The organism is Agrobacterium vitis (assembly GCF_013426735.1).
Classification (GTDB): domain Bacteria; phylum Pseudomonadota; class Alphaproteobacteria; order Rhizobiales; family Rhizobiaceae; genus Allorhizobium; species Allorhizobium vitis_D.
Window position 1 is genome coordinate 741,040 of record NZ_AP023273.1, and the last position, 13,058, is coordinate 754,097.

The 13,058-nt window shown below is 56.7% G+C and carries 13 protein-coding genes; 5 read left to right on the top strand and 8 right to left on the bottom strand.

From position 1 onward, the window contains the following. Positions 1-255: 255 nt before the first annotated feature. Positions 256-588 carry a hypothetical protein gene (locus tag H1Y61_RS20525; protein ID WP_174112203.1) on the bottom strand — a complete coding sequence of 111 codons (333 nt, stop codon included), beginning with the start codon at positions 586-588 and terminating at the stop codon, positions 256-258. A gap of 1,038 nt (positions 589-1,626) precedes the next feature. Further along, entirely contained in the window at positions 1,627-1,767 is a 141-nt protein-coding gene (locus tag H1Y61_RS20530; protein WP_174112202.1) for a hypothetical protein, read from the bottom strand. A gap of 356 nt (positions 1,768-2,123) precedes the next feature. On the opposite strand from H1Y61_RS20530, the gene H1Y61_RS20535 reads away from it, so the two are divergent. Genes H1Y61_RS20535 through H1Y61_RS20545 form a run of 3 tightly spaced genes read left to right on the top strand, consistent with a single transcriptional unit; the run spans position 2,124 to position 5,829 of the window. Next, positions 2,124-3,620, top strand: coding sequence for a sugar ABC transporter ATP-binding protein (locus H1Y61_RS20535; RefSeq protein WP_174112201.1), 1,497 nt, complete (start codon positions 2,124-2,126; stop codon positions 3,618-3,620). 16 nt (positions 3,621-3,636) lie between these two features. Then, a complete protein-coding gene (locus H1Y61_RS20540) occupies positions 3,637-4,695 on the top strand; it encodes an ABC transporter permease (RefSeq protein WP_071207024.1) in 1,059 nt (352 codons plus the stop codon). Positions 4,696-4,734: 39 nt separating this feature from the next. Further along, complete coding sequence (locus tag H1Y61_RS20545) at positions 4,735-5,829, top strand: ABC transporter substrate-binding protein (protein ID WP_174112200.1); 1,095 nt, start codon at positions 4,735-4,737, stop codon at positions 5,827-5,829. Positions 5,830-5,874: 45 nt separating this feature from the next. Here H1Y61_RS20545 and H1Y61_RS20550 read toward each other — a convergent pair whose 3' ends face one another. The 5 genes from H1Y61_RS20550 to H1Y61_RS20570 all read right to left on the bottom strand — a co-directional run bounded on the left by H1Y61_RS20550 (position 5,875) and on the right by H1Y61_RS20570 (position 9,497). Then, positions 5,875-6,861, bottom strand: coding sequence for a LacI family DNA-binding transcriptional regulator (locus H1Y61_RS20550; protein ID WP_041698406.1), 987 nt, complete (start codon positions 6,859-6,861; stop codon positions 5,875-5,877). A 153-nt stretch (positions 6,862-7,014) separates the two neighbouring features. Next, the gene (locus H1Y61_RS20555) at positions 7,015-7,347 is read right to left on the bottom strand and encodes a hypothetical protein (RefSeq protein WP_180574637.1); all 333 of its coding nucleotides are present in this window, start codon (positions 7,345-7,347) and stop codon (positions 7,015-7,017) included. After that, a complete protein-coding gene (locus H1Y61_RS20560) occupies positions 7,347-8,231 on the bottom strand; it encodes an NAD(P)-dependent oxidoreductase (protein WP_180574638.1) in 885 nt (294 codons plus the stop codon). The genes H1Y61_RS20555 and H1Y61_RS20560 overlap by 1 nt, the downstream gene beginning before the upstream one ends. Positions 8,232-8,233: 2 nt before the next feature. Further along, positions 8,234-8,725 (bottom strand): gluconokinase, encoded by a 492-nt coding sequence (locus H1Y61_RS20565; RefSeq protein ID WP_234903418.1) that lies wholly within the window; start codon positions 8,723-8,725, stop codon positions 8,234-8,236. Between the two features lie 13 nt (positions 8,726-8,738). Then, positions 8,739-9,497, bottom strand: a complete 759-nt coding sequence (locus tag H1Y61_RS20570; protein ID WP_180574639.1) for an SDR family oxidoreductase — start codon at positions 9,495-9,497, stop codon at positions 8,739-8,741. A 108-nt stretch (positions 9,498-9,605) separates the two neighbouring features. Here H1Y61_RS20570 and H1Y61_RS20575 point away from each other — a divergent pair, with 108 nt between their 5' ends. After that, positions 9,606-10,553, top strand: a complete 948-nt coding sequence (locus H1Y61_RS20575) for a 2-hydroxyacid dehydrogenase (protein WP_180574640.1) — start codon at positions 9,606-9,608, stop codon at positions 10,551-10,553. A gap of 10 nt (positions 10,554-10,563) precedes the next feature. Further along, a complete protein-coding gene (locus H1Y61_RS20580) occupies positions 10,564-11,595 on the top strand; it encodes an L-idonate 5-dehydrogenase (protein ID WP_180574641.1) in 1,032 nt (343 codons plus the stop codon). A 54-nt stretch (positions 11,596-11,649) separates the two neighbouring features. Here the strand turns inward: H1Y61_RS20580 and H1Y61_RS20585 are convergent, their stop codons facing one another. Beyond that, positions 11,650-12,642, bottom strand: a complete 993-nt coding sequence (locus H1Y61_RS20585) for a bile acid:sodium symporter family protein (RefSeq protein ID WP_180574642.1) — start codon at positions 12,640-12,642, stop codon at positions 11,650-11,652. Positions 12,643-13,058: the final 416 nt, after the last annotated feature.

A 13,058-nucleotide genomic window follows, 5' to 3' on the forward strand; every position in this document is an offset into this window, starting at 1 on the left:
CGTTGCCGGTACTAAGGCAGCACGATCTTAGAGGCCATGATGAGGGACAAAGGAAGCCGATCGCGCGGGTACAGGTCAGCTATAAGATTGAAAAAGGGCTTCTTCGCATTCCGAATACGCTTACAACGCCTACAGCATAATGCGGGTTTCACCCGCACCATGCTGTTGCATCTTGAATCACTCGAGGTTGGAAGCAGATTGTAACGATATGATTTGAGGTGGCTGGACCTGAGCGGACATCTTCGCCAATCTGAATTACTCTTTAGTACCGAAATTTTCAGCGCCCTGTGAAAAAAGCGATCCAATCATCACGTTTTGCTCGTCGTCATTCTCCGTTGACGACGGACCCATGACTTTCCTTTCGGCAGCCTCAAGAAGGTTCGCCTGACTTTGGCGCAAATCAAGATGACGGAGAATATCTGCGGCGTAGACCGGATTGCTGCGGGGATCATAAAACGCGGCGACCGACACACCCATCTCTCGCCGCTGGGTTTCCAGACGAACCCTTAAGGCACGCGCTGCATCACGCACTTCGAAAAATTGCCGCATAATATCGGCCAGTTGGTCTTCATGATCGAAACGAGCCATAGACCCACTCCTGTTTTTTTATTGGAGCAGTGCGCTGACACGATTCGCATGGCAAAGTCGAGGCAGACCTTAAAAAACTAGGGATATTTTATCGTGGAGGACAGGGACACCCTGCTGGAGCATAAAAGCCAATTGCCTCTGCTCAGAAAAAAACCGCGCGTACGCAACACATTTCGCGCTTGGCTGAGTTATGCACTGGCAGGAGTAAAGAAGTGGTGAATTTTGCGCGCGCTCCCCATTTTTTTGTTTGCGCACGCACCCAGACCACACACCCAAAACGATACGGAACGCTTAGAGTGAATGGCGGCTTTTGATGTTGCATCTTTGCGAATAGAGCTCCCCATGGGTAGCTTTTTCATTACAACGTCGAAGCCCGTTTACTGACGTTACGGCTGACAGAAAGTCACTGTTGACAGCTGTCAACGCCGCGCACTTTCTGACGTTGACAGCTGTCAACAGCGCAAGATCCCCCTCCTTAAAATGCGCCTTCCGCAAAACAAAAAAACGACTGACCTTCTCTGATTTCCAGACGATCGAAATCTCAGCTCGGGTCAATAGAAACACGCGACGTACGCGCATCCATAGCAGCACATTCGTTTACGCGAACCATTGAGCCACGGGATCAAGCCTCCGCATAAAAACCTGTTTAAAAGGAAACGTTAAACTCTACGAATTTAGACACCCGGCAAGCAAACGAGCAAGAACCTGACAAATTAAAGGCCGCAAAATCACGATCACCCAACCATGGCAATCCAACGCATGTCCAACAAGACCACGGGTAAGGGCAGGGCAGGGCAGGGCAGGGCAGGGCAGGGCAGGGAGGAAACCATCCGTTACGTGGCGTCCAATGAACCAACACAAGATCGAAACATCTCACGCATTAAACACAAACGTCATCGTGATGAAGTACGTTAAAGTCGCCGTAATAAAAACCAGCGCGCTGAGTTCAGCGCAAACAATTACGACGCCAATAATCGAGAGAGGCACGACCCATGCCTATTTAGATCTTTGATGAACACCAAAATTGCTCATCAACATTCAACATACAAACACTCCCGCGCCCACAGCGACGACACGCTGGAAACCAGCTGACAACATCACCTTCATCAAGGCGCCTTTTCTCTCCATAGCATCGTTGAAAACGAACCAGGCAAGACCGAAGGTTTTCGCAAAGCCCATCCGCTCGACCCCTACTTATCGCGGCACTTCTGAGCCCAGCGCACATCTGTATAAGCAAAGCACGACGGAAAAACAGCAACAAAGGCTTGTGAAGAAGAGAGACCGAAGCTTTCATGGTTGGTGAATTAAAGCATCGCCTCCGAAGGGGCAGTTGTTTCAGTTTGCCCTTCGGACCACATGGCTCAAATTCTCCTAGCTTGCGACCGCCTATATCTACCGTAAAGGTTGTAAATATAACTTTACTACTTAAAGTAATTCCTGTTCGCAATCTACCTTTACGTGCTTCTTAGAAGGACACTTGACGACATGTTATCGATAACATACGCTACGTTTCTGTGACTTTGGGAGGAGTAACGATGGTCGACGAAAAACTACTGGAATTTTGTGCGATCACAAAAACCTTCGGCGGAACGCGCGCCCTGTCCAATGTCTCCCTTGACCTGCGACCCGGTGAAATCCTGGCACTGCTTGGCGAAAACGGTGCTGGAAAATCAACCCTGATCAAGACCCTCGCAGGTATTTACAAGCCAGACAGCGGTGAAATCAGATTTCGTGGACAGATCTATAATCACAGGCCACCAAAGCCAAACCAGCGCCAGCCTGTTGCCTTCATTCATCAAGATCTCGGCCTGATCGAATGGATGACCGTAGCCGAAAATGTCGGCCTTGCCCAAGGCTATTCATTACGCAACCGCCTTATCAATTGGAAACAAACCGAACGGCGGACCGCCGAAGCCCTTGCCCTCGTCGGCTGCAACTTCGATCCATCCACACGTGTTCAGAGCCTGACGCGGACAGAAAAATCACTGGTCGCCATTGCCCGTGCGCTCGCCGTCGAAGCCGACGTGCTTGTACTGGACGAGCCGACTGCCAGCTTGCCGGCTGATGAAGTCGAAAAACTCTTTGCGGCGATCCGCCCGTTAAAAGAACGTGGCGTGGCGATGATCTATGTCTCACATCGCCTCGATGAAATCTTCCGCATCGCCGACCGCGTCGCCGTCCTGCGAGATGGACAGCTGGTTGGTGAAAAGCCCGTAAACCAAACAACGCCTGATGAATTGATCAGGATGATCGTCGGGCGCAAGGCCGACCAGCTCTTCACCAAAAGCACAAGTCCAGCAGGACCCGCCATCGTCACCGTCAAAAATCTCGCCTGCCACCGCGCAGGGCCGGTATCTTTCGACATCCGCCAAGGTGAATTGCTCGGACTTGTCGGACTGCGCGGCGCGGGTCATGAATTGGTCGGTCGCGCACTATTCGGCGCTGAGCCCGCCTCTGGCTTCGTTACGATTTCCGGCCACCCTGTCGATCTCACCAACCCCTTAACAGCCATGGCAAGCGGGGTCGGATTGATAGCCCGCGACCGAACAGAAGAATCGGTCGCCATGTCCTTGAGCCTGCGGGAAAACACCTTCATCAATCCTGCCGCTTCGGGACGCCGTCTCCTTTCCTTTCTAACCCCTGCCAAGGAAGCCGCGCAAGCCTACGCGATTGGCGCGCGCGTCGGCTTGCGGCCCAACGATCAGAGCCTTGCCATAGAAGCACTTTCCGGCGGCAACCAGCAAAAAGTCGTGGTGGGTCGCTGGCTGGCAACAGGACGCCGCCTGCTGGTGGCCGAAGATCCGACCGCCGGTGTCGATGTTGGCGCCAAGGCCGATATCTATCGCCTAATCGCCGAGGCCGTCGAAGGCGGATTGGCCGTCCTTGTCGTCTCCACCGATTTTGAGGAAATCGCCCATATCTGCCAGCGCGCGCTGGTATTTTCTCGCGGACAGATCCTGCGAGAGTTGAGCGGGCCGGACCTGACAACAGAAGCGGTGATCGCCGCAGCCTCCGCCTCGGACGCGGCCTGAACCTGGGAGAAAACCAATGCAATCCATCGAATCCAACGCGCTGGAGCCAACGCGAGCCGAGCTTTCCGGCATGAGCACAGCGCAGAAAATCCAACGTCTGCTGCCAGTTTACGGTCTCGTCATATTGACCGTCGGGCTCATCCTGCTGTTTTCCATTCTCTTGCCGCAGACCTTTCCGACCGTTCTAAACCTGCGCTCAATAATCTCCGACAAGACAATCATCGCCATACTATCACTGGCGGCCATGATCCCAATGGCCGCCGGACGCATAGACCTCACAATCGGCTATGGAATCGTGCTCTGGCATGTGCTGGCCATCAGCCTGCAAACCATGTTCGGCCTGCCTTGGCCAGTGGCCGTGCTGATCGTCATTGCACTCGGTGCCTTTACTGGCTTTCTCAATGGCCTTCTGGTCGAAGTCGCCAAGATCGATAGTTTCATTGCCACACTTGGCACCGGCACAGTGCTTTACGCTATCGCGCTCTGGCATACCGGTGGACGTCAGGTGGTCGGCATGTTGCCGCAAGGCTTTTACAGCCTGAATGGCACCATGGTTTTCGGCCTGCCGATTACCGGCTTCTATGTTCTGGTGCTGGCAGTCATAATGTGGCTGGTCCTCGAATACACACCGCTTGGACGATACGTCTACGCTATCGGAGCCAACCCAAAGGCCGCCGCGCTGAACGGCATTCCCGTTCGTCGCTTCGTTATCGGTGCCTTTGTCACGTCAGGCACACTCGCTGCGGTGGCCGGCGTGCTGCTCGCCTCCAAGCTGCGGATCGGGCAGGCCAGCGTCGGCTTGGAATATCTGCTCCCAGCTCTGGTTGGTGCTTTTCTTGGGTCCACCACCATCAAGCCTGGCCGGGTCAATGTCTGGGGGACGATGATCGGCGTGATTATCCTGGCCGTTGGCATTGCAGGCATCCAGCAGATCGGTGGGTCCTTCTATGTCGAGCCGCTGTTTAACGGCGTCACTCTGCTGGTCGCAATCGGCATTGCTGGCTACGCACAACGACGGCGCAGCCTGTCCGGTCGAATGGCGCCCGTCACCAAGCCGCAAACCACACAACAATAACAGCATCCAGTTCAGTAATTTCCAGAGGGAGGAATGAACATGAAACGCAGACATATCCTGCAAGCAACCGGCGCCTTGATACTGTTCACGGCAGGCAACGCCTGGGCCGATCCGATGGCCGAAGCCAAGGCCGTGGTCGATAAATATGCCAGCAAGGTGACGACTTGGGACGGACCGAAAAGCGCCCCAAAACCACAGCCGGGGAAAACCATCGTTGTTCTCGCTGGTGACCTGAAAAATGGTGGTATCCTGGGTGTCAGCAATGGTGTGGAGGAAGCCGCCAAGGCCATCGGCTGGCAGGTCAAGGTGCTGGATGGCGCAGGCTCGATTGGCGGCCGCACCGCCGCCTTCGGTCAGGCCATGGCCTTGAAGCCTGATGCCATCATCATCGACGGTTTCGATGCCGTGGAACAGGCCCCGGCGCTGGAACAGGCAAAAGCCGCCAAGATACCATTGGTCGCCTGGCATGCCGGTCCCACCATAGGCCCCGACGAAAAGAACGGCCTGTTTGCCAATATCAGCACGGACGCTATGGAAGTTTCGAAGGCCGCCGCCAACTGGGCCTATGTCGATGCCAAGGGCAAGCCGGGCGTCATCATCTTTACCGACTCCACCTATGCGATCGCCATCGCCAAGGCTGACAAGATGAAGGCCGAAATCGAGCGGCTGGGCGGCAAGGTTTTGGCCTATGTCGATACGCCGATTGCCGAGACCTCGCAGCGGATGCCGCAGCTGACCACCTCGCTGTTGCAGAAATACGGCGACAGCTGGACACATTCTCTGGCCATCAACGACCTTTACTTCGATTTCATGGGGCCGTCGCTCGCCTCGGCAGGGAAGGGGGGAACCGATGCACCGATCAATGTTGCCGCAGGGGATGGTTCCGAATCCGCCTATCAGCGCATCCGCGCTGGCCAGTACCAGAAGGTGACGGTGGCCGAACCCTTGAACCTGCAAGGCTGGCAATTGGTGGATGAGCTGAACCGCGCCCTCAATGGCGAAAAATGGTCCGGCTATATGTCGCCACTGCATGTGGTAACCGCCGACAATGTCGAATTCGATGGCGGACCCAAAAACAGCTTCGATCCCGACAATGGCTATCGGGATGCCTATAAGAAGATCTGGGGCAAATGAGTTGAAAACCACGCCATGCGCCCTCGCTGGCGCATGGCTTTACCGTTAAAGGCTGCTGTCACGCAGGATTAGTTCCGGCGTGATGGTAATGTTTCCGGCCAATGGCCGTCCGTCCAGCAGATCCAGGATCAGCCGCGCCGCTTTTTCGCCGATGTCCCGGGAAAAGGCATTGATTGTGGTAATCGTCGGCACGGAAATCGCGCCGATTTCATAATTGCCAAACCCGGCAATGGCGATCCCCTCTGGCACGGCGATGCCGCGCCGCTGACATTCCGTCAAAGCGCCGAACGCCGACAGGTCGGATACACAAATCACTGCTTCGGTATCTGGCAGGGTTTCCAGCAGCCGAGTCATCGCGTTCGCGCCTTCGCGCATCGAGATCGGTGGCGGTCCGGCGGCGATCAACCGGGATGCATCCAGCCCGTGGCGGGTCATCGCGGCAATAAATCCGTTGCGGCGATCGCTACCGCGCGTGTCTCTTCCGACATCCCCGCCAATGAAGGCCAGGCGCCGATAACCGACAGCAACGAAATGATCGACCATGGCGCAGACCGCACCGGCATTGGAAAAGCCGACATAGTGGCCAATCGGCTCGGAGGGAACATCCCAGGTCTCGATCACTGGAATATGGGCATTGGCCAGCAATTTGCGGGCGCGGGGTGTATGCTTGCCACCGGTCACAACAATGGCCTGCGGCTTACGGCGCAGCAATTGCTCGATCAGCCGTTCTTCTTCCTGCATATCGTAATTGGTATAACCAAGCAGAATTTGCATTTTCCGGGTGGCGAGCGTTTCAGAGAGACCACCAACCGTATCGGCGAAATTGGCATTGTTGATCGAAGGAATAGTAACAGCAACGAAGTCGGAGCGCTGCGACCTCAGATTGGAGGCCGTGGAATCGAACACATAGCCAAGATCTTCTGCCGCTTGCAGAATCGCATCGCGGGTTTCCTTGCTGATCAGGCTATCGGTTTTGAAGGCCCGCGACACCGTCATCGGCGACACACCCGTGACGCGGGCAATGTCGGCCATGGTTGGCGGTTTGCGGAAATCAGTCACCCAATGGCCCCCGTTATGGTTATCAGCGCGTTACACTGTGTTTATAAGGTGAATAAAAGCCAGCTAAAAGCTTTTCCAATCGGCAAACCCACCCCAAACAGGGGAGGGTACCCCACGAGCGCCTGATCAGAGCACAAATTCGTTGGCAAGCGTCACGTGATGGTGGATGCGTCCATCGAAAAACTGCGAGAGCACTGCTTCTGTTGCCGCACGTGCCTCGGCGCGAACCGGGCTGGCCAGCGCGGCCTCGACCGCCTCCAGATCCGGATAGTTGATCGCCAGGATCATCGGAAATTCCGGTGCGCCATCATCACGGGCCTCGGCAAAAGAAACCCTGACATCCATCGCCTTCGGAAACTGCTTCCATTTCGGCAAGATGGTCTCGATAACAGCAGCGCGGAATGCCTCCGTCTGCCCAGGCTTTACGGTACCTTCAAACAAGGCATAACGTGTGATCATCAGGAGATCTCCCTTTTTGCTCCAGTGAAAAATTCCATCAGCATGGCCTGGTCTTCTCCACCCAGACCCGCCGCTGTCAGCATCCGATGCACTTCGGCGCAAACTGCCGTCAGCGGCATCGCCGTATTGGTGCGCCGCGCCAAATCCTGTGCGCCGTTGAGGTCCTTGACCATATTGTCGATCCGCCCCGTGCGGCGATAATCCTTAGTGACATAACGCGGCATATATTCCTGGAGAATGGCACTATCGGCCCGACCGCCCTTCAATGCCTGCGGGATTTTCGCGGCATCGACCCCGGCGTCCAGCGCCAATTGCGTCGCCTCGGCCACGGCCAGAAAATTCAAGCCACACAGCACCTGGTTAATCAGCTTGGTGGTTTGGCCAGCACCCACCGGACCCATATGCGTATAATTGGAGGCGACATGCTGCAAAACCTGATGGGCATCGGCCACGTCCTGCTCTGTCCCGCCAGCCATCAACGTCAATTCACCAATTGCCGCCTTGGGCGCGCCGCCAGAAAGCGGGCTATCGACCCAGCGCAAACCCATTTGCGCCGCATCCCCAGCCAATTGCCGGGTTGCCTCCGGGTCGATGGAGGACATGTCGATAATCAACGTTCCGGGCTTTGCCCCCTCCGCCACTCCGTCCGTGCCGAACACCGCGGCCCGAATGATATGCGGCGCATTGAGGCTGAGAATAACATAGTCGGAGCGCGAAACAGCTTCCGCCGCTGTCTTTGCAGACGTCGCGCCAAGCGCGGTCAACTCCGCCACCTTTTCAGCATTGAGGTCAAAGACAGTCAGTTGGTTACCGGTTTCAACCAACCTCCTGCCGATTGCGCCACCCATGGCGCCCGCGCCGATCAGCGCCACTGTGTTGGTCATGATCATTCCTCCCCTATTGCCGAAACAATCGCCACGACGAGACTGTCAAGCGGCTGATCGATATCGACGGTCACCGCATGTTCATCGGCCCCCGGCGGCTCAAGCGCTGCAAATTGGCTGTCGAGCAGCGAAGCGGGCATGAAATGCCCTGGTCGCTCAGCGACACGTCTGGCAATCACAGCATGGCTGCCAGCCAGATGGATGAAACGCACAGAACCACAAGCCTTTTCCCTGATCCTGTCGCGGTAAGCCCGTTTCAACGCCGAACATCCGATAATGGTCACGCCTTGTTCCCCGGCAAGCCGTGTTCCGACCGCATCCAGCCATGGCCAGCGATCCTCGTCACCAAGCGGAATGCCCGCCTGCATCCGGGCAATATTTTGAGGCGGGTGCAGATCGTCGCCGTCGATATAGACCGCGCCGAGCCTTGCCGCCAATGCGGCGCCAACGGAGGATTTCCCGCAGCCTGACACGCCCATGAGTACAAGTTTCATCGCGGCATTGCTCCTAGAGCGAGGCCGTGATGCCGCCATCGACATACAGAACATGGCCGTTGACAAAGGACGAGGCTCCAGACGCCAGGAAGATGCAGGCACCCACCAGTTCCTCAACCTTGCCCCAGCGCCCTGCGGGCGTACGTTTTTCCAGCCATGTGGAGAAATCAGGATCGGCAACCAGCGCTGCATTCAGCGGCGTATCGAAATAGCCGGGCGCAATGGCATTGCATTGCAGCCCATATTTTGCCCAGTCGGTCGCCATGCCTTTGGTCAGATTGCCGACCGCGCCCTTGGTGGCCGTGTAAGGGGCAATCGATGGCCGGGCCAGCGCCGTCTGCACACTGGCGATATTGATGACCTTGCCCGCGCCGCGCTTGATCATGTGGCGAGCCGCCGCCTGGCCGACATTGAAGACGCTGGAAATATTGGTGCGCAGCAGCCGCTCGAAAGCATCAACCGGAAACTCCTCCAGAGGGCCGCGAAACTGCATGCCTGCATTGTTGACGAGAATGTCGATCGGCCCTTTGGTGGCCTCGAAGCCATCGACGGCATCGCGCGACGCCTGATGATCGGTGACGTCGAAAGCCAGAACATCGCAGCCATCGCCGATCCGGGCAGCGGCTGCGGCAAGCTTAGCTTCATCGCGTCCGTTGACGATGACAGTTGCGCCCGCCGCCCGCAAACCTTGCGCCAGGGCAAAGCCAATGCCTTGCGAAGACCCCGTCACCAACGCGCGGCGACCCGTCAGATCGAAAAGACCAAGCGACATGGCATCCTCCACTTTTATCTCGACAACATTTGTTGAACCTGTTTATGTTATCGATAACATTGCCTGTCAAGTTTTTTAGAACAGGTTCATCAAGGAGAGGAAAAGAAAGTGGCAAAGCCGGAGATTTTGCAGGTCGGACCCTATCCAGCCTGGGATGAAGGCCCTTTGAACGACCAGTTCACCGTGCACCGCTATTTTGACGCAGCCGACAAGGTCGCTTTTCTCACCACCGTTGGACCGCGCATTCAAGGCATTGCCACAAGGGGCGAACTCGGTGCTGACCGCGCCATGATCGACGCCTGCCCGAAGTTGGAAATCATCTCGGTCTACGGCGTCGGTTATGATGCTGTCGATCGGAAGGCCTGCCGTGACCGCGGCATCCGCGTCACCAATACACCCGATGTGCTGACCAATGACGTTGCCGATCTGGGCATTGCGATGATGCTATGCCAATCGCGGGGCATGATCGGTGCTGAGACCTGGGTGAAGGATGGCAGCTGGGCTGCAAAGGGTCTTTATCCTCTGAGACGTCGGGTCTGGGGCAGGCGGGCAGGGGTGCTGGGCCTTGGTCGTATCGGCTTTGAGGTGGCCAAGCGCCTCAAAGGCTTCGAGATGCAGATTTCCTACAGCGATGTCGCCGCTAAGCCTTATGCCGAGGGCATGACATTTATCGCCGATCCGGTAGAACTGGCAGGAAACTCGGACTTCCTGTTCGTCACGTTGGCCGCATCCGCCGATACACGACATATCGTCGGACGCGATGTGATCGAGGCGTTAGGGCCGGAGGGTATGCTGATCAACATTTCCCGCGCCTCGAATATCGATGAAGCAGCCTTGCTGGAAGCACTCGAAGCCGGACGGCTGGGCTCTGCTGCGCTGGATGTTTTTGAAGGTGAGCCCAAGCTAAATCCACGCTTCCTGGCGCTGGACAACGTCCTGCTCCAGCCCCATCACGCCTCCGGCACGATTGAGACCCGCCAGGCCATGGGCCAGTTGGTCCGCGATAATCTGACCGCACATTTCGCTGGCTCGGCTCTGCCAACCCCGGTTCTATGAGGATAAATCCATGAAAGCCATTGTTGCCCATGCGGCAAAAGACGTTCGCATCGAAGAAGTGGACGAGGTCGAGCCCGGTCACGGCGAAGTGAAACTACGGCTTGCCACCGGCGGCATCTGCGGCAGCGACCTGCACTATTACAATCACGGTGGTTTTGGCGCAGTCAGACTGAAACAGCCGATGATCCTTGGCCATGAAGTCTCGGCCTATGTCGAGACACTGGGGGCAGGGGTCACAGGACTGGACATTGGCCAACTCGTCGCCGTCTCACCGTCACGACCCTGCCACACCTGCACCTATTGCCAGGAAGGTCTGCACAATCAATGCATCAATATGCGGTTTTACGGCAGCGCCATGTCCTTTCCCCATATCCAGGGTGCGTTCCGGCAAAGCCTTGTCGCCGATGCCAGGCAATGCGTGGTCGCGGATGGACTGAGCGCGGGGGAGGCGGCGATGGCCGAACCGCTGGCCGTGACGTTGCACGCAACGCGGCGGGCAGGCGAAATGCTCGGCAAGCGGGTTCTGGTTACAGGTTGCGGCCCGATTGGCGTTTTGTCGATCATTGCCGCCCGCAGAGCCGGGGCGAAAGAAATCGTTGCCACCGATCTCTCGGACTTCACGCTAGCATTGGCCAAGGCGGCGGGCGCTGACCGGGTGATCAACACCGCAACCCAGCCGGACGGCCTTGCAGAATACGCTGTGGGGAAAGGCACATTCGACGTGCTCTACGAATGCACCGGCGTCGCCTCGGCGCTGGCTGGCGGAATTTCCGCCATGCGTCCACGCGGCGTCATCATGCAGCTTGGTCTTGGCGGCGATATGACCTTGCCAATGATGGCCATTACCGCCAAGGAACTCGACCTGCGCGGCTCCTTCCGTTTCCACAGTGAATTTGCGGTCGGGGTGGAGCTGATGCGCAAGGGGCTGATCGACGTAAAGCCGCTGATTACCCACACCGTGCCTTTGGAAGACGCGCTTTCCGCCTTCGCCATCGCATCTGACCGGAGCAAGGCCATGAAAACTCAAATTGCCTTTTCCTGAGTGTGCCTTCAATGCGAGGCGGCACCAGCATCCTCGCATTGATATAAAAGTGCCTCAGGCGGAAGCAAGCGCCACTTCGGCTTCTTTCAACTTGCGCTTTTCCGCATATTTCTGGGCAATCACCGCGCAGGCCATCAGCTGGATCTGATGAAACAGCATCAACGGCATGACGATGGCGCCAATGCTTTGCCCGGCAAAGATCGCGCTGGCCATCGGCACGCCGGAGGCCAGGCTTTTCTTTGAGCCACAAAAGGTGATGGCGATTTCATCCTCCTTGGAAAAACCGAGCAACCGGCTGCCGAAGGTAGTGATGATCAGCGCCAACGCCAGCAGGACGATATCGACCACCACGACCGCGCCGATATCGGCCAGCGAGAAATGCTTCCAGATCCCCTCGATGACCGCCTCGCTGAAGGCGGCATAAACAACCATCAGGATCGAGCCGCGATCAATTGGCGACAGCAAGGATTTGCGCGCCCTGACCCAATTGCCGATAAAGGGTTGCAGCAACTGCCCCACAATGAACGGAAGCAGCAGTTGCACGAAGATTTGCAAGACAGCGTCGAGCGAAATCCCCCCATGGCCACCGGCCGATAGCAGCAGCCCGCAGAGCAGGGGGGTGAGGATCATGCCGAAAATATTCGAGGCCGAGGCTGAACAGATCGCCGCTGGTACATTGCCGCCTGCCATGGAGGTAAAGGCAATCGACGACTGGACGGTCGATGGCAGGACACAGATATAAAGAATGCCAAGATAAAGCGAAGACGGCAGGAAACCCTGCACGAAAAATCCCAGCCCGAGGCCGAGCAAAGGAAAGATCACGAAGGTCACGGCCAGGATCGACAGATGCAAGCGCCAATGCAACATGCCAGCAATCACGACATCGCGCGACAGGCGGGCGCCATGCAGAAAAAACAGCGCCGCAATCGCAACTTTCGTTGCCCAGCCGAAATAAACCGCCGGCTGCCCGCTGATCGGCAAGACTGAAGCCAGAGCCACTGTAAGCACAAGCATCAGGGTGAATTTATCGGGTAAAAACCGCGTCATGATCGCCGCTCATCCATTCTTCACTGACAACGCGAGGGCAATGGCGCCTCTTGGCAATTGTCATATGTCAACTATTTCATGCATTAGGGAGTAGGCCATTCATCTCAACGATGCAAACCCCACTGGTGCACACCTGCCATCACTTTTCAGCGTTTCAAACAAATCCGGTCCTGCGTCCGGCTCGTTTTCTGAAGGCGTATCAAAGGGATCAAAGGCTTGAACTATTCGCAAACACAATACCTCACCCAGGTTCAACGCAGCGTGACAGCCCCAAGAGGAACAAATGCCGTGAAGTGATGTTGATAGCAGCAACGCATAATTGCCGCATAGAAAGCGCAACAAGCAAACAGTCCAGAACCATCACCTGGAGAGGAGCCTCATGAGGCAAGGGAAAACGTCATGCAATGCGCCGGACC

Bases quoted from the DNA above. Each gene is read 5' to 3' on its own strand.
- H1Y61_RS20525 (WP_174112203.1), bottom strand. From the start codon at position 588: ATGGCTCGTTTCGATCATGAAGACCAACTGGCCGATATTATGCGGCAA.
- H1Y61_RS20530 (WP_174112202.1), bottom strand. From the start codon at position 1,767: ATGGGCTTTGCGAAAACCTTCGGTCTTGCCTGGTTCGTTTTCAACGAT.
- H1Y61_RS20535 (WP_174112201.1), top strand. From the start codon at position 2,124: ATGGTCGACGAAAAACTACTGGAATTTTGTGCGATCACAAAAACCTTC.
- H1Y61_RS20540 (WP_071207024.1), top strand. From the start codon at position 3,637: ATGCAATCCATCGAATCCAACGCGCTGGAGCCAACGCGAGCCGAGCTT.
- H1Y61_RS20545 (WP_174112200.1), top strand. From the start codon at position 4,735: ATGAAACGCAGACATATCCTGCAAGCAACCGGCGCCTTGATACTGTTC.
- H1Y61_RS20550 (WP_041698406.1), bottom strand. From the start codon at position 6,861: ATGGCCGACATTGCCCGCGTCACGGGTGTGTCGCCGATGACGGTGTCG.
- H1Y61_RS20555 (WP_180574637.1), bottom strand. From the start codon at position 7,347: ATGATCACACGTTATGCCTTGTTTGAAGGTACCGTAAAGCCTGGGCAG.
- H1Y61_RS20560 (WP_180574638.1), bottom strand. From the start codon at position 8,231: ATGACCAACACAGTGGCGCTGATCGGCGCGGGCGCCATGGGTGGCGCA.
- H1Y61_RS20565 (WP_234903418.1), bottom strand. From the start codon at position 8,725: ATGAAACTTGTACTCATGGGCGTGTCAGGCTGCGGGAAATCCTCCGTT.
- H1Y61_RS20570 (WP_180574639.1), bottom strand. From the start codon at position 9,497: ATGTCGCTTGGTCTTTTCGATCTGACGGGTCGCCGCGCGTTGGTGACG.
- H1Y61_RS20580 (WP_180574641.1), top strand. From the start codon at position 10,564: ATGAAAGCCATTGTTGCCCATGCGGCAAAAGACGTTCGCATCGAAGAA.
- H1Y61_RS20585 (WP_180574642.1), bottom strand. From the start codon at position 12,642: ATGACGCGGTTTTTACCCGATAAATTCACCCTGATGCTTGTGCTTACA.